We start from the raw sequence: 23,510 nt of genomic DNA, 5'->3' as shown, positions 1-23,510 counted from the left end.
GTATCACCCACCAAGAGCTGAATGCTGAGTCTATCACAAAGCTTGTTATGGACAGCACTGCCACGTTAATTGATTCCCTGTGAGAATTCCCCATCTTTCTTCATCCCCGTATCAGCCTTCACCTCAGCTTAACTGATTTTGGATTTCCTCAAGCTTTTGCAATGTATTACGATATCTATAAGTTATTTTTCCTGCCTGAAATGTGAAATGAGAGAAGATTAGTGTACTCGCCAAAGATGAGCTCTCAGGGTGCTGAAAATTGGTTAAGATGAAATTGCATAGGCTGAACAATGGATTTTTCGCTCCCTTGACTTGGGAATATTCTAGGGATGATAGAAAGCTATTAGGGTGCAATTGTTGAGAATAGCCCAATGCTTTTCTCCTTTTGGTATCAGAATTGCATCTCCTTCGCCTACATGAAATTCCTCTCCCTCTATTGTTATCTTAGCTATTCCTTTCTGCACATAGGCTATCTCATCCACCTCATGTGTGTGCTCAGGTATTGTCTCCTCTCCCTCTGATTCCACTCTTACTACCCTCACATTGCCCTTTTCTAGTATAGGAGTCCTTCTCATAACCCACGTTCGTGCCTAAAAATTATAAAGCTTTCCTTCATGAGATCCTACTTTTTCATTCCAATTCTAGATTAGATTTCTTTTCAAAGATTCTTCAATTTCTAGCCATTATCTTGTACACATTAATTTGTTTACATATAATTATAGAATACTTACTTTGGCAGTTTCGATAATAAGCCTCGTTCTGGGGCAGAAGTTGACTTCTGGGGTAGAAGCACCATTCAACGGGAGGATAAAAGGAGAAAGAACCTGTATAATACAGAAAGAGAGCTTATGAAATAAGGAAGGAGTATTAGAAGACCTCCTGTCCCAATAATTGGTATAAGAATGATCCTCTGCTTTTGATCTCAGTAATGCAGAAAATTTAAAAACAATGTTTATAACTAACGAGGGGGGTTAGTAACTAACGAGGGGGGTTAGTAATGTACTTCGATGTCAACCCGAAGGAGAGAAAAGAGGATCTTTTTAACAGGGAGAAGGAGCTAAAAAGCATTATAGAGGCATTAAATCTGAGAGAGAGGCTGATTGTGGTCTATGGAATAAGAAGGATCGGGAAGACAAGCGTAATAAGGGTTTCCCTGAGGGATTTTCCCCATGTCCTTCTGGACATAAGGCAGCTGTACTTCAGTGAGAACATTGTGACAATGCCTCTCTTAGTAAAATATGTTCTAGAGGGATTTAGGGCACGCATGAAGACAAGTGAAAAGCTTTATCTTGGCCTAAGAGATGTTATGAGCAGGATAAGAGGGCTGAGAATTGGAGAGATTGGGATTGAGATCGAGCCAAGTGCCAAGATATCCCTTACAGATATCCTCTCCAGAGTTGATGAGTGGTGCGAGGAGAAAGGAGAGAGGTTTGTCTTTGCATTCGATGAAGCACAGTATCTGAGGTTCTCAAATGTCAGATATGATGGTATAATTGCATGGGCAGTTGATAACCTGAGAAATCTGAGCTTTATGCTTTCTGGAAGCGAGGTTGGGGTGCTGAAGGAATTTCTCAGGGTTGATGAGCCGAGCTCACCTCTTTATGGGAGGTACATGAGGGAGGTCTATGTCGACAGGTTCACCGATGAGGAGAGCAGAAAATTCCTTTATGCTGGCTTCAGGGAGCTTGGAATGGAGCCAGATTCAAGTGAGATAGAGGATACTTTGAAAGCCCTTGATGGAGTAGTTGGATGGCTCACCCTGTATGGCTACATTAGGGCTGTGAGGAAATTCCCACATGAGGATGCGCTGGCCAAGGTGTTCGAGGAGGGATCAAGGCTTGTGATGGAGGAGCTGGATAAGGTGATCTCCCCATCCAGAAAAAGATATTTAGCAATAATGAAAGCTGTTGCCCATGGCTCAAATTCCTGGAGCGATATAAAGGCATATGTAACAGTTAAAACAGGGCCCATTCCTGATAGCAGGCTCAACGAGCTCATAAAGAACTTGGTAAGATATGGCTATCTGGAGAAAGAGGATGACAAATACAGAATACCGGATCCTGTTGTGAAGCGGGCTGTCATGCAGTAGTTGCATCACAGCGCTAACAAGGATTCGGTTTAAACTAGATCACTTGAAAAGCCTTTAGTTATTCAAAGAGGGAGCCAAGAATACTTATTTCAATAGAAGAACAGATGCAAAAATCTTGTTGATAAGTCCATAAAATTTAAATTTTCCACGAATATCTATCAGCAGGTGTCTTCTGTGAGTATGAAGACAACAAGAAAAGGTGTTCTCATCCCAGAGGAACTTTTCAAAGAGATGATAGGCGTATTCACTAGGATAGAGCAAATTCTAGCTACATTGGAAACGCTTGCAGATGAAGATACTCTGGAGATCATAAAGAGGAGCAGAGAGGAGATTGCTAAAGGGAGATACGTAGAGTGCTCTATAGAGGATCTTGAGAGAGTTTTGAGGTAGGATCTGCAGAGTTTTATTTCAAGGACTTCCTATAAAGCTTAAAGAACTTTTTATAGCACCTTATCTCAGTTCAGCTGTGGAGAGAGGGTACGATCCAATTGCTCTTGCTGAGACCACAAGGAAAATTGTGGAAAGAGACGGAAAAAGGAAGTACTACAGGTTCAGAGGAGGCAGGTGGTATGGAGGAATAGCAACTGCTGATTGTGTTGGCTGCAACCTTAGGTGCATCTTCTGCTGGAGCAATGTGCCGAGGGACAATCCGACAATGAGCTGGAAGTTCTACAGCCCTGAGGAGGTATATCGCAATCTAGTAAAAATAGCTGAGAGAAGAAAGTACAGGCTGATCAGGATATCGGGGAATGAACCAACGATATGCTGGGATCACCTAATAAAAATTCTGGAGCTTGTTGAGCAGGATGGCCGCTTCAAGTTCATCCTTGAGACAAACGGGATCCTGATAGATAAATCAAAAGCTGAAGATTTATCCAAGTTTAGAAGAGTTCATGTGAGAGTATCGCTAAAGGGGACATGTGAGGAAGAATTCAGTCTTCTCACAGGGGCAAGGCCTGAGGCATTTGAGCTTCAGCTTAACGCACTGAAGCATTTGGCAGATCACAGTGTCCCAGCCCATCCAGCCGCAATGCTCTCCTTCTCAAGCAGGGAGAACATAAGCAAGCTTATAAAGAGGCTTGATGAGATAGATCCTGTTTATGTAAGGGAGTTCGAGGAGGAATATGTGTTTCTGTATCCCCATGTTAAGGATAGATTGAGAAGAGCTGGAATCACACCAAAAGTGGCGTATGAGCCGGATAGAGTGCCCGAGGATCTTGTTTAGTTTCTGAAATTTTTGTCAATAGACGAGCTGAATATCGTCATTCCAAAAAAAAGTAAATAAAGAAAAAAGGATTTTATTACAGGATCAGATATGAGGGGCAGGTTGGGCCTGTGCCTTGTGGTTTTCCTTCTGGCCATCGGGATCTCGACAATCCTCATAAATGCCCAGTACTCCGACCCAGCTGCACCCACATGGGAGCGCTACAGACCCCTGATAGGGGGAATTCAGTATTATGCAGATAAAGGCGCATGCACATTAAGTTATGCTGCAAGAGATTCAACCGGTAGAGTAGGTATGGTGACAGCCAGACATTGTGCCTCACAGTCTTCGCCTCTCTATCAGCCTGATGATAGCTCTATCAGCTACTATATAGGGACACCAGCTATTTGGACCTATGATATCGACGCGATGTTTGTCCGTTTCAGTAACTCAGTTCCATATGTTCTTCATATAAATAACTTCTATGGTACATATTATCCAACCAAATGGAATGTATATGACTATGTTCCAGTACAGGACATTGGATACTTTTTCGGTGTACCTGTTTTCAAGACTGGCAGGACGACTGGCACAACACAGGGTACAATTGATCAAGTTTATTATACGTACATTATCGGAGCTAATCTATCTGCAGAGCGGGGGGATAGTGGTTCTCCTCTTTATGCTATCTCGCCACATGGAGATGGAGCTTTACTATTCGGACATCTGGTAGGGGGAAGCTCAGATTATACACTTTATATATCGGTCTCAGGAGTTATCGATTACTTGGGAATAAAACCTCTAACATATCCGTAGAGAGGTGATATCAATGAGATTTATCTATCTTGTTCTGCTCACGCTTCTTCTGATCCCCCTGAATTACTATGTTGCCGATCCAGAAAGGGAGATGCAGCTCTCAGTAGGGGAGGAGAATGGCATCTACTATTTGGTGTTCAACCCAAGGGCATATGACTACGTTTACAGGAACTGCTACGTATGTATTGAAAGAGGGCATGGAAGAAGTTGCATCTACGATCTAGGAGGAGACGGGTACAAGATTTATAAGAGGCTGGGGATCATAGAGACAGACACAAATACCCCAGATTACAGAATATATGTCAGTGAAAAGCCGAATAAGAGCTATTTAGAGCCCATTCCTGATGAGATCGCTGAATATTTGTCAAAGCTGAACTTAAAGATCGATTATATTACGTCATTTAGAAATGCATTGATAATATATGCCTTTAAGGATTCATCTATAAAACTGCCCAAGAATCTCATCAGCAAGCTTGAAGAACTTCCTCCCAGAGCTGAGTTAAGGAGAAAGATAGCTGTTGTTGTGATACAGCCAGTTACAGAGGAGCAAGGTAAGAGGGCATTTGATATCATGAATAAAATAGGAAGGGAAGCTACCAATGGCAGCTTGAGGTCTTTCTGCGTCGTAACTTCCATGTTACAATTTGTTCCAGAGCTTGTTGGTGCATATGTAGATGGGAGATGCCTAGAGGAGAAGGGCATATCGGAGAGACAGGCAATAGATGCCATAAGGAATGTGGTTGATGAAAGCTATCCTCTTAAGGTGATAATAGACTACAATTCCACATTTAGTAAGATTTCTCCACTTCCGCTGGAGAGGAGAAACAACTCCACGCCAACCACTTCTTCAAACCATAATGAGATTTACATTATACCAGTACTGCTTTCCCTTGTGGCAATAGCAATTCTCGCCAGAAGGAAGAGGGCTATCTGAAACCTCAGGTAATCCCCTCTTTTTATTTTATTCTCAGATCTAGTTTATTAGAAACGGCTCTGTGGAAAATTCTTCTTGTTAATCTGCCTTCACCTCGGTTACAAGGAGTTAAAAACTGCTTCCACTTAGCGTAAAGTTTAATAACCTCAGTGATGTGATCAGTACTGTTAAGTTTAAATATAATCTCCCATTTTTTGAGCCGTGCCCGGTATGTGGGGAAAAAGCCCGAATGGGCACAGGCAGAGAAGATAGATGTGGGGGGCTTCATCCGTTCACCCCGAAGGCCCTCAAAAGGGGGAAGGGATGAAAGTATATAGACTAGAACGGTTATTAACTACCTGAAGGTGTATCCTGCGACATATCCTTGAGGTGATGAGATATCTAGTAAAAGTTGTCTAATTCTCCTTGTTCTGCTGGCAATTCTTATGATTCCACTGAATTATTATGCTGCTGATCCGGAGAGGGAGAAGAACTTCTTAATAAAGGAGGAGAATGGCATCTACTATTTGGTGTTCAACCCAAGGGCATATGACTACGTTTACAGGAACTGCTACGTATGCATCCAGAGAGGGAAGGACTTTAGATGCACTGATCTAATGCTCGATATATACAGAGCTCTTGAAGGGATAGGAGCTCTTAAGAACGATACATCCGATATTCCGGAGGAATCCAGAATATATGTCACCAGCGGAAATACAAGTCTTGAGCCTCTGCCCGAAAAAGTTGCCGGATATGCACTGAAGCTTGGCCTGAAAATTTATCAGATTACATCATCTAGAAATGCCCTGATAATACACGTTTTTAAGGACTCATCGATGGAAATTCCGGGGGATTTTGTCGCAATGCTCGAGAAATTACCTCCTAATGCCATGAATAGGAAAGTAGTTGTAGTGATACATCCAGTTACAGAGGAACAGGGAAGAAAGGGAGTTGAGGTAATGAGCAGGATATATAGGGAAGCTGTTAACGGGAGCCTCAGATCTTTCTGTGTTGCCACTTCCATGCTTCATGTCTCACAGTTAGTTAATGTATACGTGGATGGGAAATGTTTGATTGAGAAAAACCTCTCTGAAAAGCAGGTCATCGATAAGATAAGGGATTCTTTAGCTGATGAAAGTTATCCCCTCGAGATCTTTATAGATTACGACTTCTCGCCTGAGAAAATGAGAATTGTGCCGCTGGAACCTAAACCTGCTGATGACTACAGAAAGGAGGCAATTTTCATCCTAATCCTGCTCTCGCTTGTTGCCATAGTGATGCTGAGAAGGATCAGAAGATAACCTGCCCTCTCTTTTTTAATATAAACCTTTATACAGCTTTCCAAAAAGAATGACGCTTATCAGTGTCCGGCAGGATGCATGTACAGGATCATCCTTAAATATCTGTATTATGTCAGTTATATGATGGATCCCCAGCTTGTTGTGAAGAGGCTTCTTGAGTACGACCCGAACATAGTGGAGATAGTCCAGTTCGGCTCCTCAGTATACGCACCTGAGCATGCTAGGGATCTGGATCTCCTCGTGATAACAGAGAAGATGAAGGAGTACAGCGGCTATCTGGATGCAGTAGCTGATTTTAACGCCGATATCCTCGTCTTTGAGGTGGGAAAAATCCCAAAAGAGGATCTTCTCAGGGGAGTACTCGGGTCATTCAGGCTTCTTCATGGGGATGGAAGGTTTCTTCTTGAGTACGCAAGACAACTAGGTGATCCCTCATTCGAGGAGGCAAGGGCATCTTTAAGGGCTGCACTGGATTATTTTGAGCTCTCAAAAAGGACAGATAACAATTTAGTAAAGGAAAGACATATAAAGGAGGCGTTTGATGCACCTTTCCATGCAGCAAGGATTGCATCCATGGTCTATCTTTCAACAGAGGTGGGAAGATGGGGACTTATCAGAAGGGAGCTTGAGGAGCCCTACAGGACTGCTTTTAATAGTTTTGTGGAAATACTTCACATAAAGTACTTTTATAACGGGGAGTATCCAAGGGAAGGGCTTGAGGAGGAGTTCAATAAATGGTTTAAGAAGGTTGAAGAATATATCTCAAGCTTGGAGTCAAGGGTCAGATCAAGATGACATTCTATAGGGGGATCCCATGAAGCGAGCAATCAGGGAAGTTAGGCGTATATTTCTTGTATTTACCTATTTCCTTCTTGTCTTCCTCATCTCATACACTGACATTATAAGAGCGAACAGGATACCCCATATAAGACCCTGAAGTGCACTGTCCGCGATAGGACGAGGTTCCCCTAAAAGTTTTATATAATTAGGAATTATACTAAATATAGAAATATAAACTATAATACCAACTAAAATGGAAGCTATAAGATATGGTATTAAAAAGAAGAGAAAGGTATGTGATTTTTCCTTCATTTCACCACCTTGCCCATTCTGGTAGCCACTTCAAGAAGCATGAGACAGCTCCTTTTAGTTTCGAGCCTACAGGTCCAAGAGCTGCTCCAACAGCAACAGATATTCCAAAATCTCTCCAGCTCCATTTGCTCCTATCACATCCAGTTGTTATAGCCCATTTTATGGTATAGCTTAGGGCTCCCATAGCCGCTCCGACAAGCATTGATATAACAAAATCTGTTACTAGAGCATATCCTTTTATTACTCTTAGATTGTATCCTAGAGGTATGTTCTTAGATAGTATATTTAGGTATTTAGCTATTTGTGGATATGATGTAGGAACATATCCAGGGCTGGAGCCCTTGTAAACATCATTGTACAGGAACTGAACCGCATTCGCCACCATCTCATAGTACTGGTCCAAACTGTCAGCTCCTTCCGGTAAAATTATCCAGTCGCCGAAGAATGTGTTCTTGTCCTTAAACCAGTACATTGCCTCTGTGTACACATAGCTGTAGCTCGTGTCGTTCAGCTTCTCCCCTATAGTAGTTATATATACTTTGTGAGTATCACTTATATTTGCTATTAATTGTATCAAATTGTACTCGATAAGCTGCCCGCTGAAGTTTGCTTTTACACTTCTCCAATAGATCATAGTATTGTTATTCAGACTTGTGTTATATAGGGGTCCAAGCTCCATATCCCAAGATCCATTGTTAACGAAGAGCAGCGCATCTGATATAGTGCCGTTGTAAGCCACATAGATTCCAGTTTCATTCTTGAATGTAGTGAGAGTTCCATTCTCCATCATCCTTCTTGTCTCCAATGCATAGTTGAGCGGTTGTTCGAGCTCCTCGCCTGAGATATAAGGAGAATTAACGAGATTCAGCGTGCCATTTCTGTACATGTATACCGTGTGAAATAGCTCGTACTTCGCTGATGTATTGAGAGGAGTAGTGGAAAGGGCTACTCCGAGCATGTAGAGCATTATAACCCTGTTTCTGTCATCTAAGCTGGGAACAGCTATCTCTATATCCTCTGCTCTTACTAAGACAGGCTGTATTGAGGATGCTAGGATCAAACCAATGAGAAATGAGACCATAACATGCTTGAAAATTCCTGAGGCCCTCATTTCTTCTTCACCAAGAGTCGACGTGACCCCCTCTTATTATCTTTTTTTTAATTGTCGATTTTATTTTCGGCAATAGACGATCTCATCAAGATTTCCTGACTCATGAATGTTACAACAAACCTATAGGAGAGGCCAGAAGAGTGGGAATAATAAATTAAGTATTTTTTATAATTTTATTGCTTGTTTAACATTCTCCAGTAGGTTCTCACAGCATGCATCCCGTTTACAGCTCTTTCTGGAGTTGGAAACACGGGGAATCCTGCATTTCTGAACTTCTCCACCTCCTCTTTTTCCACATTCCCTCCCCCAAGATATGAGACGAAAATGGTCTTGTCCCTGTGCTTTTTAACGACATCAAAAGCCCCTGGTATTGGATCGCCGAATATCAACAGGTATGCATCCGCCTGTCCGATTATCTCCATCGCCTTATCATAAAGCTCAGCGTAAGCGCTTCCTGTCAGATCTAATGGATTTCTTAAGACAACAAAATCGGGCATCTCCTTCTTAAGCCTCTCTATCTTGTCATCTATTCTCTTCAATTTCATCCCTCTTGTCTCTATCGCATCGGATGCGAGTATTCCGCATCCTCCCGAGCTCGTTATCACAACAACCTCCTCAATCTTTCTTGGACCGTAGAAGGACAAAGCCAACGTGAAGTCCAGGAATTCCTCCAGACTGGATGCCCTTATAGCCCCAGCTTTCCTGAAGGCTGCATCATAAACCTCATCCCTTCCTGCCAGTGTCCCAGTGTGGGATTTTATCGATTCCCTTCCAGCCTCTGTCGTGCCACCCTTCAGTATGACGACGGGCTTCCTTCTTGAGCACTTTTCGACAGCATCCATGAACCTCCTCCCATCTCTAGTCCCTTCCATGTAAAGAGACACAACTCCTGTCTCATCATCCTCAGCTAGATATTCAAGAAGGTCTATCTCATCAACATCTGCCTTGTTTCCCAGGGCGATAAACTTGCTTATCCCCAAGAACTCACAGTTCATCTCCATGTATGCTCCTATTGTCCCGCTCTGCGATATCACAGCTACAGGACCTGACTTTCTTATCAGGGGCCAGCTAGCGCACAATCCAGCATGAGGGTTGTTTATTCCCTGGCAATTCGGCCCTATTAGCCTTCCTCCAGCTTTTCTAACTTCATGGACAAGCTCTCTTTCAAGATCCTCCCTTCCGGCTTCCCTGAACCCTCCTGATATGACGACAAAGCCCCTTGCCCCTTTCTTGATGCACTCCTTAACTACATCTATTACAGAGGAATATGGGACCAAGATGACAGCTAGGTCTATTCTATCAGGTATCTCCTCAACGGAGCTGTAGCATTTAAGGCCAAGGATCTCATCTGCCCTAGGATTTACAGGATATATTTTTCCCCTTAAATCCCTCCTTTATGTTCTTCAGCACTGTATATCCAAGCTTTCCCTCCGTCCTTGAGGCTCCAACAACCGCAACGGAATTGGGCCTGAATATGAAGTCCATATCCCTGCTCAGAAGGGGAAATTTTAAAAATATTGCAGAAGCTGATTTTTGTGTCCGCAAGATATCTGACAATTATATCCGGACTATCTGCCTTAATTCTCGCATGGGTGGTTATATTTCTGTCAATACAGTATAATCCTTGGTTCTCCATCACAAAAAATGCGTTTAGCGACCTAGGAGGACCTAATGCAAATATGCCATGGATATTCAACTATGGGCTAGTGGCAACAGGAGTTTTATCCGCTGTCTTCTCCACTTGTATCATAAATAGCTCGAGGAACAAGCTCGAGTGTGTGGCAGGCGCTTTTATGTTTATAGCAAGCATTTTCCTCATGCTGATAGGGATTTTTCCCAAGGGCATAAGACATCATCTCTTTGTATCCTTGTGGTTCTTTATCCAAGCAGATATATCAATAATAACATGGGGAGCAAGTTTTAGAGGAAAAGAAGGTGTTTTCTCCCTTTTAGCTGGGATAATAAGCCCTATAATAGCTGCTGTAGTAAAATGGCCTTCAACAGCGACTGTGGAGGCATTTGGAATAACAGTGATAGACTTATGGGTTATATTATACATAAACTCAATAAGACGTTATAAATAAATTTACCTCTATAAAAGAACCATGAAACTTATTAAGCACACAAGCACGAAAATACGATGGATCCCATATACTACGTGATCAGCATTTCGCTCACGATAGTAGGAATGCTTGCAGGAGTGACCTACTGGCTGGGGAGGAAGTTTTCTAAAATAGATTATAGGTTCGAGAACATTGAGAGAGAGATCTCTGGGTTAAGAGGGGAGATATCGAGAGCTTTTGATGGGATGAAATCAGCTACTATAACAATAAACTCCCTTATGCTGGACTTCCTCAGCCTTAAGGGCTTGATAAGGGATGATGAGGCAAGGATGCTCGGATCTGAGATGCAGAGGGTTTTCTCCATCGTGAAGCTAAATCCCATAGCAAAGGAGGACCTTGAGTATCTGAAGAAGATCTTTTCGAAGGATGTGGATGAGATAACGATAGAGGAGGCTGAGAAAGTGGCTGAGATAGGAAAGAAATGGTGGTATGAGGATGGAAGCGAGATAGCCTACAAGACTTTCTTAGCAGGACTCGTGATAAGAGGTTATCACATATCGAAGATGGTGAAGGAGGGAAAGAAACCGTGGCTTGAGCCTCCGTTCAGGATAAAAGAGAGCTAATTCAGAAATTCAGCTTATTTAAAAGTCAAGAAATTCTGAAAAATCACCCACGGAGTGGAAATCTATTTTACCTATCTATATAGAAAATTTAGGGTCAATATAGAATGTAGATAATGGTTATATACCAGCGTTGATATTATTAACCAAGAGGTGGCATGATGAGACCTGGAATATCCAAAGTAGTTGCAGGAGTAATAGTACTAGTGGTGGTAGTAGCCCTAGTACTGCTGATGTTCTCACCAATATCAGGGAGCAAACAGACAACACCAAAAGTCGTTCGTGTTAAATGGGCTGGTGCATCTTTTCCCTACCCTCTCTACTTGACATGGATAAAGGAGTACTCTAAGATAAACCCTAATGTTATAATAGACTATCAATCTGTGGGAAGTGGGGCTGGAATAAGGCTTTTAAACGAGAGTAGTATAGATTTCGCTGCATCTGACATGCCTCTCTATGATGAACGCTATGTTGTTATTCCATCGGTCACAGGAGCTGTTGTCTTGGCTTACAACCTTCCATGTGATGAGCTGAAGCTAACCCCAGATATTATAGCGGACATATTCCTTGGAAAGATAAAGAGATGGGATGATCCCAGGATAGCAAAGCTTAATCCTGGATTGAGCGGGGATATAACAGTGGTGCACAGGTCCGACGGAAGCGGAACTACTTATATCTTTACATCATACCTTTCTATAATTTCTGAAGAGTGGAATAAAACTGTTGGCAGAGGCCTTGTTGTTCAATGGCCTGTTGGAATTGGGGGAAAGGGAAATGAAGGTGTAGCTGCCACGATAAAACAGACCCCGGGATCAATAGGATATGTGGAGTACACCTATGCAGTTCAAGCAGGGATTAAATCAGCTATAATAAGGAACAAAGCCGGAAACTTTGTGAAAGCAAATGAGACCACTGTGAAAGCTGCCGTTGCATCCTTCTTGGAGAAGCTCAAAGCTGATCCAAGAGCCCCAATGCTGAACTCAGCGGATGCAAAAGCATATCCAATTGTCTCAAACACATACATAGTGATACCAAAGAAATTGAAAGGAGATACCGGTAAGGCTATATTGGACTTTCTAAAGTGGGCACTTAAATATGGACAGGCATATGCCACACCGCTGGGATATGTTCCTCTTCCGAATGAAGTTGTTGAGATCGATGAGAGGCTTTTGGAAGGGATAGAATGGATCCCGTAAAATTAATATCACTGTTCTCCTCTATCTTCATCCTTCTCTTCATTTTTACGACTTTCTCATCTCTCTTGCTTGCATCAAATGAGTCCATATCTAAGTTTGGATTCAGCTTCCTCATATCAGCTGATTGGGATCCAGTTGAAGGGAGGTTCGGGGCTCTTCCTGCAATAGCTGGAACTGCTATCACAACAGCAATATCCGTGCTTATCGCATCAGCAATAGGAATAGGGACAGCTGTCTACATCTCAGGAGGCTACTCACCATACTGGGTGAGAAGAATAATAGCTCCTCTTATAGACTCCCTTGCCGCTGTTCCAAGCGTTGTCATAGGGCTCTTCGGCCTTCTGTTTCTCTCCCCATTGCTGGAGAATGTGTATTCACTCATATCCTCCCATCTCTATTTTATCCCGATTTTCGGAGGACCTGTCAGGGGGATAAGCATCATGACAGCTTCCCTCATTCTATCAATGATGATAATCCCAACAATAGCCTCCCTCTCATCTTCTGCGATTGAGATGGTGCCAGTCGAGCTTAAAGAGGGAGCCAGAGCTCTTGGAGCAACCAGATGGGAGACCTTGAGGATTATCACGCTTCCCTATGCATCCAGCTACATAATCTCCTCTATCCTGCTGGCAACTGCTAGGGCATTGGGGGAGACCATGGCAGTGACCATGGTGATAGGAAACTCCCATGACATGCCGAAAAGCCTCTTTCAGCCTGGATGCACAATAACAAGCGTGATAGCATCAGAGTTTCTTGAGGCAACCTCCTCTCTCTATATCTCATCCTTAATGGAGCTAGGCTTGATTCTTCTGCTCATATCCCTTTTGGTGAATATCACAGCTATTTTTATGAGGAGGGGATTTTATGCGAGAGCTTAAGGATAGAATAGCGGCATCTGCATCTTTTATAGCGATGATATTGGCTGTACTTCCTATATTGAGCATAATAGCTGTTACCTTTGCCAAGGGAGCCTGGAGGATATCTCTACCATTTCTGATAAATGAGCCAGCACCTCCCGGACAGGGGGGAGGAATAGGAAATGCGATTATAGGGACGTTCATGATGATGGTGGTTGCATCTGCTCTAGGGATATCAATTGGAGTGCTCTCAGGCATATACATGGCTGAGTACTCGCAAAAAGCCCATATATTTGAGTTATTCACCGATGTGATGGCAGGAGTTCCCACCATAATACTCGGCCTTGTCGTGTATTTGATCCTCGTGAGGTTCATTGGTTTCTCGGCTTTAGCTGGAGGAGTTGCTCTTTCCCTTATAATGATGCCAATAATTGCTAGATCAACAGAGGAAGCGTTGAAGGAGGTTCCAAATGAGGTAAGAGAGGCAGCTGCTGCCCTGGGGATACCTAAGTGGAAGGCAGTGCTGCACATAAACCTCAGGGCTGCTGAAGAGGGGATAAAATCAGGTCTCCTTCTCTCGACAGCTAGGGCATTGGGAGAAGCTGCCCCTCTTCTTTTCACCGCATTTGGAAGCCAGTTCTACTCTGGGCTTAACCTCCTCCAACCTGCCTCCTCAATGTCTCTTGTTGTCTACACATATGGAGCCTCACCTTGGGAGGATTGGAGGGGTATTGCTTGGGGCACAGCCCTACTTCTTCTCCTTATAACTGCTTTTATGTCCGCTTTTGCGAGGCGATCAAGATGAAGCTGAGGTTGGAGAATGTGAATGCTTGGATAGGGAGGAAGCAAATTCTGTACGATGTGAACCTAGGGATAGAGGAGGGAAAGGTAACTGCTGTGATGGGACCGAGCGGATGCGGAAAAACAACACTTCTCAGGGTGATAAACAGGATGCATGAGGAGGTGAGAGGAGCTAGGGTATCCGGGACAGTTCTCCTAGATGGGGAGGATGTCTACAAGATGCCTGCATCTGTAGTGAGGAGGAGGATAGGCATGATATTCCAGAAGCCAAATCCGTTCCCAAACATGAGCATATTTGAGAACGTGGCAATAGGCCTCAAGCTCTCGGGGATCAAGGATAAGGAGCTCATAAGGAGGAAAGTTAGAGAGGCTCTTGAGGCCGCTGCCCTTTGGGATGAGGTTAAAGATGAGCTAGATAAACCGGGAACTGCGCTGAGCGGAGGACAGCAACAGAGATTGTGCATAGCAAGAGCTCTGGCTGTTGAGCCTGAGGTTATACTGATGGACGAGCCCACAAGTGCATTGGATCCAATAGCTACCAGCAAACTGGAAGAGCTTATAAGGAAGCTGAGCAAAAATTACACAGTGGTCATTGTGACCCATAATGTAAGACAAGCAGCTAGAGTATCCGATTATGCTGCCTTCATTTATGAGGGCAGAATACTTGAGTTCAACAGCACTGCTGAGCTTTTGAAGAATCCTAGGAACAAGCTAACGGAGAGCTTCATAACAGGGAGGTTTGAGATGCTCAGGGAGGTGGCATGATGTTCATTGAGGAGGGAATTGAGGATCTGATGGAGAGATTGAGAAAATCCTTCTCAACAGTAATCCTAACAATAGATCTAGCAGTAAAATCATATCTGGAGAATAATCCAAGAGTGGATGATGTCATGGAGATGAGCAGGGAGCTGGAGAGAGTCCACAACGAGATTGCCGACAGAACGTTTGAGCTAATCGTCAGATATCAACCAGTTGCCTCGGATCTGAGGAGGATAAGATCCTGCATGGAGATCTCATATGGCTTTATGAGGTTCGGCAGGTATGCAAAGGACATAGTTGAGGTCTTGAGGGATTTCGGGGAGCTTAACTGCAGCAGGGAGCCTGTTGAAAAAGCATGGAAAATAACAAGAGAGATGATGGAGAAAGCGTTCAGATCCTTTGAGGAGGTTAACGAGGATATTGCAAAAGAAGTAGCCAAGATGGACAATGATGTGGATGAGATATACTCCTCCTACTTGAGAAAGGCTATTTCCGGAGAGGAGTCAACTAAATGCGCTCTTGCCGTCACTCTGATATTGAGATATCTGGAGAGAATGGCCGATCATGCTGTTCAAATAGCTGATAAGACTATTTACATGAAAACAGGGGAATATGGAACCCTGAAATAGATTAAAGAAACTCATCAAGTCTTCCAATTCCTCTTGGGATCTCTATCCTTATTCTTGATCTCAACCCGGATAGGATAGAGCTTAAAGCTTCTCTCAGGCTATCGTATCTCTCCGGCTCTGATAAAAATGCTTTTCTCAACGACTCCCTTATCTGCCAGTTACCGACAGGTATGAAGTAGCCGGGACCAATTTCCCTTATGGCAATGCATGTCGCCTGTCTCCTCATTCTGATTAGATGCTCGAGAACAGGAAGCCTCATGGCATAATGACCCCCATCCATTAGCTCAAATCCCCTGACTGGATTCTCATAGTTCGTGATTACCTCTTCTTTATCTGATGTCCAGAGGCCTCTGGGAAGCCATACTTCGGCTATCTTAAGCTGATACACACCTGGAAGCAGGAGCACCATGTATCTGTTGTCGTTGAATTCATATTTGTATAGTAGTATATCTCCTGAGTATTCAGGAAGCTCAAGTACTTTTCTCTTCAGGAAATCCCCCAGCATTGAGTCGACAGCTGTTATGCTCCACCTAGTTGGAACAAGCCTCCTTCTTTCCCTTGTTCCCAGCATGCCCAAGCTTAGAAGCCTTGTTGAATGATATACGTCTATTCCTGAGAGATAAAGCTCTTTGACAGCATCAACTGCCCTCAGATCCGTGTCATAAACCACCTTCTCTATTTTTGATGGAACCTTCGGCTCCTCCGATAGCTTCACCGATTTTGCATCAGCAACAGGACCTACAGGCGGGACTATGCTGTCAAAGAAGGATTTTCTCCTAAGTTTCTCTATCTCAACCTCCAGCTGCACAGGTCTCTCGCTCATAGATGAAAGCCTGATCTCCTCCAGATCCCTTTCCCTGCTCAGCTTGGCTATTATGTGAGATGTCCTTATTCTAGCTATTTCAAGCAGATTTCTCTCTAGGAGAAATCTGTGATCCTCTGCTTTCACAGCAAGCTCTGGGTCTCCAGCAACAGCTGGTCCAACTCTCACATTGGGATAGTTGTACTCGCCAACTAAAACAAACGGCGGTGTTGCACCGAGAAAGCTTTTCTCCGCCTTTGTCCCAAATCTCTCCATTATATCTGAGATTATGGGGCATCTATCAAGCCCGCAAAGCCTCTTATATCCCTTACAGATTACACACTCAGATCTTGGTAAGTCCCTCAACTGTCCTCTCATCAAGCCTCATCACTAGCCCCATGAGAAGCCTGATCGTGTTCTCCAGATCATCAAGGCTCATTACCGATGTGTGCGAGTGTATATGTCTTGTCGGTATCCCTATCACGAGGCTTGGACACCCAGCTTTGTACAGATGAAATCTTCCAGCATCCGTGCCTCCTGATACTGTGGAGAGCTGATATTTTATCCCAAGAGATTCAGCTACCTCTATAGCCAGCTCCTTAAGCCTTTGATTTGGTATCATGCTCATGTCAAATGTTATTATCGAGGGTCCTTTTCCTATTGCTGAAACAGCCTCAGAGGGCTGTATTCCGGGCACATCTCCGGCTATATCAACGTCAACAGCTATTGCCACATCCGGTTCAACTACAAAGGCTGAGGTCTGAGCTCCCCTTAGGCCAACTTCTTCCTGAACTGTTGCAACCCCATATATTGTTCCCGGAAAGTCAGATATATTTCTCATAGTTTCCAAAACTGCGAAAAGACCAGCTCTATCATCGAATGCCTTTCCGAATGCTATTTTTCCGTTAAGGGTGAAAGGGGACCAAGGAGCAGCTGGATCTCCTATCCTCACTCCCATGGACTCAGCTTCCTCCTTGCTAGTGGCACCTATATCTATATACATCTTATCCTTTGTTATCAGCTTGTTTCTCTCCTCAGGGCTGAGGAGATGGGGAGGTTTTGAAGCTATAACCCCATGGATATAGCCCTTCTTCGTCCTTATCATCACTCTCTGTGCTAGGAGAACTTGATCAGCCCATCCACCTATGGTCCTGAATGTGAGAAATCCCTCCTTCGTTATGCTGGATATCACAAATCCTATCTCATCCGCATGCCCTGCTATCAGTATCCTAGGTCTCTCACTTCTCCCCCTTTTCACTATAACCAAGGAGCCCAATTTGTCCATTTTTATCTCATCCGCAAAGCTGGCATTGTTTTTTACAGTTAAAAGAACCTCATCCTCGAATCCAGATGGACCGAATTTCTCGGATAACTCCTTTAATAGATCCAAGTTTGATAGTGTGTACATACGCTATCTAGAGCGAATCTTATTTTAACTTTGTGATTGATTCTGAAAGCTTATCTTTAAATTTTTCCTCTCATTGATTTATGGTAAGGGTGAGGGGATGAAGTGGTTTGGAATAGGCCTGGGCGGGGCTGGAGGAAATATAATGGACTCCACATACAGTGCTATGAGGGATGACTTTGTCGGAGCTGTTGTCTTCAATACAGCTGAAGCTGATAAGGCAAAGCTCAGCTTCTTGAAGGACAGGTTTTATGTGTTTGGGGATTTTGGAGGGGCTGGAGTTGGATCTAAATGGAGAGATGCGAGGGATTCTATAAGCTCGGAGAAGTGGAAAAGCTTGGTTATCAAGACAATAGAGGAGCAGGGAATAAAGAACAGCCAAGTCTTGCTTCTGACAAGCTCTTCTGGAGGAGGAACTGGGAGTGGATCCATACCTGTTGTCGCCTCCTATGCAAAGGAGCTTCTCTCCTCCGATGGCAGGGTTGTTCAGCCTGTTATAGCTGCTATGGTGCTTCCATTCAGATACCCGATGGAGACAATGAGGTTCAGCTATAACTCTGCAATAGGCTTGGCAAACCTTCTGGACAAGGTGGACTCAATAATACTCTTCGACAACGGCTATATGAGGGAGAAGATAGTGAAGGAGAATCCTGAGATAAGCGATGTTGAGCTGCTGGACAGGATAAATCACAGCATAGCTGAAGCCATAAGGGTTATCTCTGCTGCCTCCGAGACCCCGATGAAGGGTGGGTTTAAGACCACATTTGACTCTCAAGATCTCAAGAATGTTCTGAGCATGTTTGAGGCATCTTACGTTGTTCCCTGCTATTTCAGGACAAGAGTCGATGTTCTAGGGGGAAGTTTAGAGTTTCTAGTGGAGATAGCCTTGGAGGAGGGAAAGTTCGTTGATGTAGATCCAAAAACAGCCCTAAAAGCTGCTTTTGTTGTAAGGGGACCGGAAGATCTCATGAAGACGGATAACATATTCAGTGCTAAGAGCTTACTGGCTGAGAGAATAGCAGGAGTTGATGTAAGGGAGGGAATTGCCATAACTCCTCCTGACTCGAAGTATGTCGAGATAACGATACTTCTGATAGAGCCGGAGGTACCGAGAATAAAGGAGCTAGCAGAACAGGCTTCTGTTTACTATGACCTGTTTGAGGAGGATCTTAAGACAAAGGAAAATACTCCAAGAGAGGAATTCGAGGGATATCTGAGGAAGCTGGAGGATCATGCTAAGAAAATAGCTGAGAGAAAGGAGAAGATCAAGAAGACTGCTTAATGCAGTTCAGTATTTGGAAAACTCATGCCCGCATCTAGGACATTTTATCAGGTTACATGACAGGTTATTTGATAGAACAGGACAACCTGAACAGGATTTCATCCTGCTGTAGGATACATCAAATCTGAAGCCACAGTTGGGGCATGTGACTAGCATAAGAAGAGAAAGCCCTGAGGAATATATCTCTTTCTAATGTTAGTCTCTAAGCTATTATCTGTTGAGCTTTTGTCGAGCAAACTACTAAAAGGTTATTTATGAATTTGTCCTCAATGGAGAACTTAGCTCTACCGATTGTAATAGCTCTCATGGCTACTCAGGGCCTTCAAGTGAATGTAATATGCCCGCAGGAGATCTATGCTGGCTCTCAGGCATCCCTATATATAATAGCATATAATCCGTTCAGCACAAATGTTTCCATAGAGATGCTTGAGGTCTCGACGCCCAACAGAACCTATTTTTGGATCATTGAGGGGAATAAAGTGGGAGTTGTGAGGGCAGGACAGCAGACGGGAATTGCCCAGTACACGATAATTGTCCCGAAGGAGGCTCCCTCTGGAACATATTTGATAAACATCTTGATGGAGTACAGAGCGGAAGGACAGGTGCAGTGGTATCAGCAGAACATTAAGGTAAAGGTAATCGGGTACTATGGGGACACAAGCATATTGATAATGAGAGCTGAGTCCCTCCTCTACAATACATCGATGAACCTCAGCATTCTAGAGAGGGAAAGGGATTTCCTCAAGGGAATAGGAGCAAATACATCATCTATTGACCTGATTATATCGGGGATAAGGGAGAATATAACATCAGCAGGAGAGCTTATTTCATCATCTAAAAACGAGCTCAACAGAGGAAATTATGGAGAGGCATCCTATCTAGCTGAAAAAGCCATTTCCATCCTAAACTCCACCTTGAATTCAATTAATATTGCCAAAGACGAGCTTAAAAATATATCCTCAGCTAGAAAAGCTGAAATAAAGAAAGAGGCAGAGAGCAGCATAATAGCAGCTAGATCAAGAGTTTATACAATCTGGAACGAGGCAGAGAAGCTGAAGAAGGAGAATATTATCTCAAATGACAAAGTTCTGAACAGCACGATGATGAAGCTATGGGGCATCATGTCAAACATAACCGCTATGATGGAGAGGGCAAATAGTGCATACTCAAGCGGAAATTACTCTCTCTCAATAGAGCTGTCTGAGGAAGTAATTTCTATGGTGGAAAGAGCGGAAAAGCTGATATCCGATATCTACGACAGGATAAACCTCTTAAATGTCAAGAACAAAGTTGAGGCCCAAGTAAATAGGACGGAGAGCCTAATTGCTTACTGCAGGGAGAGCTTGAGATCAATTTATCCGACCATTTCTTGGAATAAAACTGCTGTTTCAGCAATGGAAGAGATAAACAGAACGCTTGATGAAGCTGAGGCTGAGCTGAGAAAGGCTAGGTCCCTGATTGAGTCAGGGGATTATTACAGTGCATATTCAATAGCATCAGAACTGAGCAACAGGATATCCTCTGTTTTAAGTAGCCTTGATTCGCTTAAGAATATAGAAAGAGCTAAAGTTGAGACTGAAAGCCCTAGTCCATGGGGATATATAGCTGCTATATCTGCTCTATCTGCTTTTCTTGCCATTGTAGCAGTCCTCCTGAGGATCAGGAGATGAGGCTGCTTAGATGTCATGCTGATTTCAGAGAGGTTGAGGAAGTTATCAGAGGAAGGAAGGCAATACATCTAGGCGTTGGAGATTCCACTCCAGAGCTTATCTGGAGCAGCAGGTTCTTTGAGGAAATTCTGATGACTGATATAAATGAGAAGTTCCTCTCCAAGCTCAGAAATATTGCTGAAAAACACCTGAACGTTGAGACATATGGAGTTCCTGCATCAGATGAGGATGACTATGATGAGTCACTCTCTTGGCTTATGACCATCAGGAGGGAGATGGGATTAACAGATCTTCCACCAGCTAGGGCTAAAAGAATAGGGTTTCTTGTAATGAATGCGTTTGAGCCGAATGCGTGCTGCTTTGATATAGCTCTGGCGTTCGGCTTCACCGACATATTGAAAAAAGCAGGAGGTATAGGGAATCTAGGTCTTTTAATAAGAGGAGCCAAGCGTGTTTTGAAGCCGGGAGGAATTCTTGTCATGTCTGACATGAATCCACTGATTGATTTCAACCTTCTCGAGCTTTTCGGCTTGAGAAGAATAGGAGATCACACCTTCATTCTAAGATTATGACCTTACAGGATGCAAGCTCCTTGAACCTCTCCGCATCTCTCCTGCTCCCGACTATGGAGCCATAGTGCATTGGTATGGCAATCTTTACCCTCATGACCTTTGTTGCCTCTGCTGCATCCTCCGCTGTCATTACATAGGTTCCGCTCACTGGGAGAAATGCTATATCCACATCTATGCCTGACATCTCCGGTATCAGATCCGTGTCTCCCGCAAAATACAGCTTTTTCCCGAGGAAATCCACAATATACCCAAGCCCACCATAATCCTTGGGATGAAATCTCAATCTGGATTTCTCAACGTTATAAGCTGGAACTGCTTTTATCTTCACATCATCAATTACCTTCTCATCTCCTGATCTCATGAAAACAGTTTTAAGCCCTTTTAAGCATGATTTACAGTTCTCCGGAGCCACTACCACAGTTCCCTCATGAGATACCTTTTTCACATCCTCCGGACTGCAGTGATCATAGTGATTGTGGGATATCAGAACTATATCTGCCTTTGTCCTCTCCTTAATATCGAATGGATCTGTAATCAGGACCTTTCCATCTGATATTAGGAAGGTATCATGACCTAGCCACCTTATCTCCAGTCCTTCTACCTGCATACTATTTTCATGTTACAAGAAGAATATAAATACTGCTGAAGGATTTATATATAGAGGGATCCCCTTCTCTATGGCATTCGATCCATCTGCCCTTGTCCTCTCAGCAGTTGCTGAGATAAGATCATTAGTTGGAGGGGAAAGGATAATATCAGCTGTATCAGGTGGAGTGGACAGTGCTACAGCAACTGCAATAGCGTGGAGGGCTGTTGGAAATTCCCTTCATGCTGTCTTTTTGGACACTGGATTCATGAGAGAAGGAGAGCCCGAGGAGGTTGTGTCGGAGTTTAGAAAAATTGGCATAAACGTGGAGATTGTAAGAGTATCTGATAGATTTTACAGGAGCTTATCAGGAATATCTGATCCAGAGGAAAAGAGGAAGGTGTTTAGGAGGGAGTTTTACTCAGTATTGTCCTCTTTAGCTAGAGAGAGAGGATGCAAATTCCTCCTCCAAGGTACGATAGCACCGGATTGGATAGAGACAAAAGGAGGCATAAAGACTCAGCACAATGTCCTAGAGCAGATAGGGATAGATCCAGAGAGGGAATTTGGTTTCAGGGTTTTGGAGCCCCTGAAAGATCTGTACAAGGATCAGGTCAGGGTTGTTGCCCACTATCTGGGACTTGATTACTTCGCAAGAAGACAGCCCTTCCCCGGGCCGGGTCTCCTTGTGAGAGTTCCTGGAGCGCTTGATCTGGACAGATTGAGAGTTTTGAGAAGAGCAACCTCTTTAGTGGAGCGGTATTTACAGGCATATTCAACTCAGTGCCTAGCATCTGTGTTCTCTGGCATAAAGGGATCTGCGAAGACTCCGATTGGGGATGGACAGATTCTCTCAGAAGGAGCCACTGGCGTAATGGGGGATTCAAGAGCATTTGGTGCTGTCATAAGCCTGCCATTAGAGGCTTATAGGAGAGAAACTGTCCAAGAGCTGTCCCCTTTTATGGCAGATAATGGAATAACAAGAGTTCTTGTCAAGCTTATCGAAAAAGGGGAGGGGTATGCTGTCGTCATAAGAGCAGTGCTAACAGAGGACTTCATGACAGCGGATGTTCCCATGATAGAGAGGGATGTACTCATGGATCTTGCCAATAAAATAGCTGAGATAGATGGAGTTGGCTCCGTCCATTATGACATAACTCCAAAGCCCCCTGCAACAATAGAGTTCGAGTGATTGATATGATAGTAGTTCTGGGGCCCGGAGGACAGTACAACCACTTGATAGCAAGGAGAGTTTCTGAGCTGGGATTCAGCGTGAAGCTTCTTCATCTAGGCTCTCCAGTTGAGGATGCTGATGGCATCATAATAGGGGGAGGGCCCGGAAGCACTGTGGAATCTGCACCTTGCATAAAGTTGCCTGATGTGCCTCTGCTTGGTATATGCTACGGGCACCAGCTAATAGCAAAGCTCATGGGAGGAGTTGTTGAGAGAGCAAAAAGACCTGAGTTCGGCCCGTTTGAGATAACAGTATTGGAGAAGGATGTCATATTCCAAGGAATTCCTGAAAGATTCACGGCATGGCTGAGCCATAAAGATGAGGTTTCTGTCATTCCTCCAGGATTTTTAAGGCTTGCTAGCTCAGAAAACTGCAGATATCAGGCTATAAGACATGAGAAAAGGGATATATTCGGCGTCCAGTTCCATCCGGAGGTATCCCACACTCAGCATGGGATGATGATTCTGAAGAACTTCCTTGAGATCACCAAGAGGTAACAACGATATTT

The 23,510-nt window shown here is 43.7% G+C and carries 28 protein-coding genes; 20 read left to right on the top strand and 8 right to left on the bottom strand.

The window, feature by feature from the left end; translation table 11 throughout:
• Positions 1-323: 323 nt before the first annotated feature.
• The gene (locus D6D85_RS06375) at positions 324-575 is read right to left on the bottom strand and encodes a cupin domain-containing protein (RefSeq protein ID WP_125671239.1); all 252 of its coding nucleotides are present in this window, start codon (positions 573-575) and stop codon (positions 324-326) included.
• Positions 576-997: 422 nt separating this feature from the next.
• On the opposite strand from D6D85_RS06375, the gene D6D85_RS06370 reads away from it, so the two are divergent.
• The 5 genes from D6D85_RS06370 to D6D85_RS06350 all read left to right on the top strand — a co-directional run bounded on the left by D6D85_RS06370 (position 998) and on the right by D6D85_RS06350 (position 5,043).
• Positions 998-2,089, top strand: coding sequence for an AAA family ATPase (locus tag D6D85_RS06370; protein ID WP_125671238.1), 1,092 nt, complete (start codon positions 998-1,000; stop codon positions 2,087-2,089).
• A 165-nt stretch (positions 2,090-2,254) separates the two neighbouring features.
• The gene (locus D6D85_RS06365; protein WP_125671237.1) at positions 2,255-2,479 is read left to right on the top strand and encodes a hypothetical protein; all 225 of its coding nucleotides are present in this window, start codon (positions 2,255-2,257) and stop codon (positions 2,477-2,479) included.
• Between the two features lie 76 nt (positions 2,480-2,555).
• Complete coding sequence (locus D6D85_RS06360; RefSeq protein ID WP_125671236.1) at positions 2,556-3,314, top strand: radical SAM protein; 759 nt, start codon at positions 2,556-2,558, stop codon at positions 3,312-3,314.
• 90 nt (positions 3,315-3,404) lie between these two features.
• Positions 3,405-4,109, top strand: a complete 705-nt coding sequence (locus D6D85_RS06355) for a hypothetical protein (protein ID WP_125671235.1) — start codon at positions 3,405-3,407, stop codon at positions 4,107-4,109.
• Positions 4,110-4,122: 13 nt separating this feature from the next.
• On the top strand, positions 4,123-5,043 hold the full coding sequence (locus D6D85_RS06350; RefSeq protein WP_125671234.1) for a hypothetical protein: 921 nt from the start codon (positions 4,123-4,125) through the stop codon (positions 5,041-5,043).
• 22 nt (positions 5,044-5,065) lie between these two features.
• Here the strand turns inward: D6D85_RS06350 and D6D85_RS06345 are convergent, their stop codons facing one another.
• Positions 5,066-5,311, bottom strand: a complete 246-nt coding sequence (locus tag D6D85_RS06345; RefSeq protein WP_125671233.1) for a hypothetical protein — start codon at positions 5,309-5,311, stop codon at positions 5,066-5,068.
• 157 nt (positions 5,312-5,468) lie between these two features.
• Between D6D85_RS06345 and D6D85_RS06340 the strand changes: the two genes are divergently transcribed.
• The 3 genes from D6D85_RS06340 to D6D85_RS17000 all read left to right on the top strand — a co-directional run bounded on the left by D6D85_RS06340 (position 5,469) and on the right by D6D85_RS17000 (position 7,260).
• Positions 5,469-6,323: a hypothetical protein gene (locus D6D85_RS06340; RefSeq protein WP_125671232.1), complete on the top strand. Its 855-nt coding sequence runs from the start codon at positions 5,469-5,471 to the stop codon at positions 6,321-6,323.
• 123 nt (positions 6,324-6,446) lie between these two features.
• Positions 6,447-7,118, top strand: a complete 672-nt coding sequence (locus tag D6D85_RS06335; RefSeq protein WP_125671231.1) for a hypothetical protein — start codon at positions 6,447-6,449, stop codon at positions 7,116-7,118.
• Positions 7,119-7,137: 19 nt separating this feature from the next.
• Positions 7,138-7,260, top strand: coding sequence for a hypothetical protein (locus D6D85_RS17000; RefSeq protein WP_272914419.1), 123 nt, complete (start codon positions 7,138-7,140; stop codon positions 7,258-7,260).
• A 156-nt stretch (positions 7,261-7,416) separates the two neighbouring features.
• On the opposite strand, the gene D6D85_RS06330 is transcribed toward D6D85_RS17000, so the two are convergent.
• From D6D85_RS06330 to D6D85_RS16995, 3 genes are all read right to left on the bottom strand, one after another.
• Positions 7,417-8,526, bottom strand: a complete 1,110-nt coding sequence (locus D6D85_RS06330; RefSeq protein WP_125671230.1) for a hypothetical protein — start codon at positions 8,524-8,526, stop codon at positions 7,417-7,419.
• 173 nt (positions 8,527-8,699) lie between these two features.
• Positions 8,700-9,869 carry an acetate--CoA ligase family protein gene (locus D6D85_RS06325; RefSeq protein ID WP_237558776.1) on the bottom strand — a complete coding sequence of 390 codons (1,170 nt, stop codon included), beginning with the start codon at positions 9,867-9,869 and terminating at the stop codon, positions 8,700-8,702.
• A 10-nt stretch (positions 9,870-9,879) separates the two neighbouring features.
• Entirely contained in the window at positions 9,880-10,011 is a 132-nt protein-coding gene (locus D6D85_RS16995; protein WP_272914418.1) for a hypothetical protein, read from the bottom strand.
• A gap of 50 nt (positions 10,012-10,061) precedes the next feature.
• On the opposite strand from D6D85_RS16995, the gene D6D85_RS06320 reads away from it, so the two are divergent.
• The 7 genes from D6D85_RS06320 to D6D85_RS06290 all read left to right on the top strand — a co-directional run bounded on the left by D6D85_RS06320 (position 10,062) and on the right by D6D85_RS06290 (position 15,451).
• Positions 10,062-10,610: a DUF998 domain-containing protein gene (locus tag D6D85_RS06320; protein WP_125671228.1), complete on the top strand. Its 549-nt coding sequence runs from the start codon at positions 10,062-10,064 to the stop codon at positions 10,608-10,610.
• 56 nt (positions 10,611-10,666) lie between these two features.
• On the top strand, positions 10,667-11,212 hold the full coding sequence (locus tag D6D85_RS06315) for a hypothetical protein (RefSeq protein WP_125671227.1): 546 nt from the start codon (positions 10,667-10,669) through the stop codon (positions 11,210-11,212).
• A gap of 158 nt (positions 11,213-11,370) precedes the next feature.
• Positions 11,371-12,405 carry a phosphate ABC transporter substrate-binding protein PstS gene (gene pstS, locus D6D85_RS06310; protein ID WP_161969721.1) on the top strand — a complete coding sequence of 345 codons (1,035 nt, stop codon included), beginning with the start codon at positions 11,371-11,373 and terminating at the stop codon, positions 12,403-12,405.
• Positions 12,393-13,283: a phosphate ABC transporter permease subunit PstC gene (gene pstC, locus D6D85_RS06305; RefSeq protein ID WP_125671225.1), complete on the top strand. Its 891-nt coding sequence runs from the start codon at positions 12,393-12,395 to the stop codon at positions 13,281-13,283. Before pstS ends, pstC begins: the two co-directional genes overlap by 13 nt.
• Positions 13,270-14,067, top strand: a complete 798-nt coding sequence (gene pstA / locus D6D85_RS06300; protein WP_125671224.1) for a phosphate ABC transporter permease PstA — start codon at positions 13,270-13,272, stop codon at positions 14,065-14,067. The genes pstC and pstA overlap by 14 nt, the downstream gene beginning before the upstream one ends.
• A complete protein-coding gene (pstB, locus tag D6D85_RS06295; RefSeq protein WP_125671223.1) occupies positions 14,064-14,828 on the top strand; it encodes a phosphate ABC transporter ATP-binding protein PstB in 765 nt (254 codons plus the stop codon). The genes pstA and pstB overlap by 4 nt, the downstream gene beginning before the upstream one ends.
• A complete protein-coding gene (locus tag D6D85_RS06290) occupies positions 14,828-15,451 on the top strand; it encodes a phosphate signaling complex PhoU family protein (RefSeq protein ID WP_161969720.1) in 624 nt (207 codons plus the stop codon). Before pstB ends, D6D85_RS06290 begins: the two co-directional genes overlap by 1 nt.
• 1 nt (position 15,452) lies before the next feature.
• Here D6D85_RS06290 and D6D85_RS06285 read toward each other — a convergent pair whose 3' ends face one another.
• Together D6D85_RS06285 and D6D85_RS06280 are read right to left on the bottom strand one after the other, a co-directional pair.
• Positions 15,453-16,631 carry an Nre family DNA repair protein gene (locus tag D6D85_RS06285; RefSeq protein ID WP_125671221.1) on the bottom strand — a complete coding sequence of 393 codons (1,179 nt, stop codon included), beginning with the start codon at positions 16,629-16,631 and terminating at the stop codon, positions 15,453-15,455.
• Positions 16,597-17,661, bottom strand: coding sequence for a M42 family metallopeptidase (locus tag D6D85_RS06280; RefSeq protein WP_125671220.1), 1,065 nt, complete (start codon positions 17,659-17,661; stop codon positions 16,597-16,599). Before D6D85_RS06280 ends, D6D85_RS06285 begins: the two co-directional genes overlap by 35 nt.
• 97 nt (positions 17,662-17,758) lie before the next feature.
• Here D6D85_RS06280 and D6D85_RS06275 point away from each other — a divergent pair, with 97 nt between their 5' ends.
• The 3 genes from D6D85_RS06275 to D6D85_RS06265 all read left to right on the top strand — a co-directional run bounded on the left by D6D85_RS06275 (position 17,759) and on the right by D6D85_RS06265 (position 21,182).
• Positions 17,759-18,940, top strand: a complete 1,182-nt coding sequence (locus tag D6D85_RS06275; RefSeq protein ID WP_125671219.1) for a hypothetical protein — start codon at positions 17,759-17,761, stop codon at positions 18,938-18,940.
• A gap of 260 nt (positions 18,941-19,200) precedes the next feature.
• Positions 19,201-20,610, top strand: a complete 1,410-nt coding sequence (locus D6D85_RS06270; protein WP_125671218.1) for a hypothetical protein — start codon at positions 19,201-19,203, stop codon at positions 20,608-20,610.
• Complete coding sequence (locus D6D85_RS06265) at positions 20,607-21,182, top strand: hypothetical protein (RefSeq protein ID WP_125671217.1); 576 nt, start codon at positions 20,607-20,609, stop codon at positions 21,180-21,182. The genes D6D85_RS06270 and D6D85_RS06265 overlap by 4 nt, the downstream gene beginning before the upstream one ends.
• Here D6D85_RS06265 and D6D85_RS06260 read toward each other — a convergent pair.
• Positions 21,166-21,789: an MBL fold metallo-hydrolase gene (locus D6D85_RS06260; protein ID WP_125671216.1), complete on the bottom strand. Its 624-nt coding sequence runs from the start codon at positions 21,787-21,789 to the stop codon at positions 21,166-21,168. The two genes, D6D85_RS06265 and D6D85_RS06260, sit on opposite strands and share 17 nt — an antisense overlap.
• Before the next feature lie 70 nt (positions 21,790-21,859).
• Here D6D85_RS06260 and D6D85_RS06255 point away from each other — a divergent pair, with 70 nt between their 5' ends.
• Positions 21,860-22,960 carry a GMP synthase (glutamine-hydrolyzing) gene (locus tag D6D85_RS06255; RefSeq protein ID WP_125671215.1) on the top strand — a complete coding sequence of 367 codons (1,101 nt, stop codon included), beginning with the start codon at positions 21,860-21,862 and terminating at the stop codon, positions 22,958-22,960.
• Between the two features lie 5 nt (positions 22,961-22,965).
• The gene (locus tag D6D85_RS06250) at positions 22,966-23,499 is read left to right on the top strand and encodes a GMP synthase subunit A (protein WP_125671214.1); all 534 of its coding nucleotides are present in this window, start codon (positions 22,966-22,968) and stop codon (positions 23,497-23,499) included.
• The last annotated feature ends 11 nt before the right edge of the window (positions 23,500-23,510 follow it).

It is taken from the genome of Candidatus Methanodesulfokora washburnensis (genome assembly GCF_003947435.1).
In the GTDB taxonomy this organism is placed as follows: Archaea; Korarchaeota; Korarchaeia; order Korarchaeales; family Korarchaeaceae; genus Methanodesulfokora; species Methanodesulfokora washburnensis.
The sequence above is the reverse complement of the archived record's forward strand: the minus strand, read 5'-3'. Positions and strand labels throughout refer to the sequence as shown.

What these genes read in the sequence shown, in the direction of transcription:
- D6D85_RS06375 (WP_125671239.1), bottom strand. Translation starts at nt 575, where the DNA reads ATGAGAAGGACTCCTATACTAGAAAAGGGCAATGTGAGGGTAGTAAGA.
- D6D85_RS06370 (WP_125671238.1), top strand. Translation starts at nt 998, where the DNA reads ATGTACTTCGATGTCAACCCGAAGGAGAGAAAAGAGGATCTTTTTAAC.
- D6D85_RS06355 (WP_125671235.1), top strand. Translation starts at nt 3,405, where the DNA reads ATGAGGGGCAGGTTGGGCCTGTGCCTTGTGGTTTTCCTTCTGGCCATC.
- D6D85_RS06350 (WP_125671234.1), top strand. Translation starts at nt 4,123, where the DNA reads ATGAGATTTATCTATCTTGTTCTGCTCACGCTTCTTCTGATCCCCCTG.
- D6D85_RS06345 (WP_125671233.1), bottom strand. Translation starts at nt 5,311, where the DNA reads ATGAAGCCCCCCACATCTATCTTCTCTGCCTGTGCCCATTCGGGCTTT.
- D6D85_RS06340 (WP_125671232.1), top strand. Translation starts at nt 5,469, where the DNA reads ATGATTCCACTGAATTATTATGCTGCTGATCCGGAGAGGGAGAAGAAC.
- D6D85_RS06335 (WP_125671231.1), top strand. Translation starts at nt 6,447, where the DNA reads ATGGATCCCCAGCTTGTTGTGAAGAGGCTTCTTGAGTACGACCCGAAC.
- D6D85_RS17000 (WP_272914419.1), top strand. Translation starts at nt 7,138, where the DNA reads ATGAAGCGAGCAATCAGGGAAGTTAGGCGTATATTTCTTGTATTTACC.
- D6D85_RS06330 (WP_125671230.1), bottom strand. Translation starts at nt 8,526, where the DNA reads ATGAGGGCCTCAGGAATTTTCAAGCATGTTATGGTCTCATTTCTCATT.
- D6D85_RS16995 (WP_272914418.1), bottom strand. Translation starts at nt 10,011, where the DNA reads ATGGACTTCATATTCAGGCCCAATTCCGTTGCGGTTGTTGGAGCCTCA.
- D6D85_RS06315 (WP_125671227.1), top strand. Translation starts at nt 10,667, where the DNA reads ATGGATCCCATATACTACGTGATCAGCATTTCGCTCACGATAGTAGGA.
- pstS (WP_161969721.1), top strand. Translation starts at nt 11,371, where the DNA reads ATGAGACCTGGAATATCCAAAGTAGTTGCAGGAGTAATAGTACTAGTG.
- pstC (WP_125671225.1), top strand. Translation starts at nt 12,393, where the DNA reads ATGGATCCCGTAAAATTAATATCACTGTTCTCCTCTATCTTCATCCTT.
- pstA (WP_125671224.1), top strand. Translation starts at nt 13,270, where the DNA reads ATGCGAGAGCTTAAGGATAGAATAGCGGCATCTGCATCTTTTATAGCG.
- pstB (WP_125671223.1), top strand. Translation starts at nt 14,064, where the DNA reads ATGAAGCTGAGGTTGGAGAATGTGAATGCTTGGATAGGGAGGAAGCAA.
- D6D85_RS06290 (WP_161969720.1), top strand. Translation starts at nt 14,828, where the DNA reads ATGTTCATTGAGGAGGGAATTGAGGATCTGATGGAGAGATTGAGAAAA.
- D6D85_RS06285 (WP_125671221.1), bottom strand. Translation starts at nt 16,631, where the DNA reads ATGAGAGGACAGTTGAGGGACTTACCAAGATCTGAGTGTGTAATCTGT.
- D6D85_RS06280 (WP_125671220.1), bottom strand. Translation starts at nt 17,661, where the DNA reads ATGTACACACTATCAAACTTGGATCTATTAAAGGAGTTATCCGAGAAA.
- D6D85_RS06275 (WP_125671219.1), top strand. Translation starts at nt 17,759, where the DNA reads ATGAAGTGGTTTGGAATAGGCCTGGGCGGGGCTGGAGGAAATATAATG.
- D6D85_RS06265 (WP_125671217.1), top strand. Translation starts at nt 20,607, where the DNA reads ATGAGGCTGCTTAGATGTCATGCTGATTTCAGAGAGGTTGAGGAAGTT.
- D6D85_RS06260 (WP_125671216.1), bottom strand. Translation starts at nt 21,789, where the DNA reads ATGCAGGTAGAAGGACTGGAGATAAGGTGGCTAGGTCATGATACCTTC.
- D6D85_RS06255 (WP_125671215.1), top strand. Translation starts at nt 21,860, where the DNA reads ATGGCATTCGATCCATCTGCCCTTGTCCTCTCAGCAGTTGCTGAGATA.
- D6D85_RS06250 (WP_125671214.1), top strand. Translation starts at nt 22,966, where the DNA reads ATGATAGTAGTTCTGGGGCCCGGAGGACAGTACAACCACTTGATAGCA.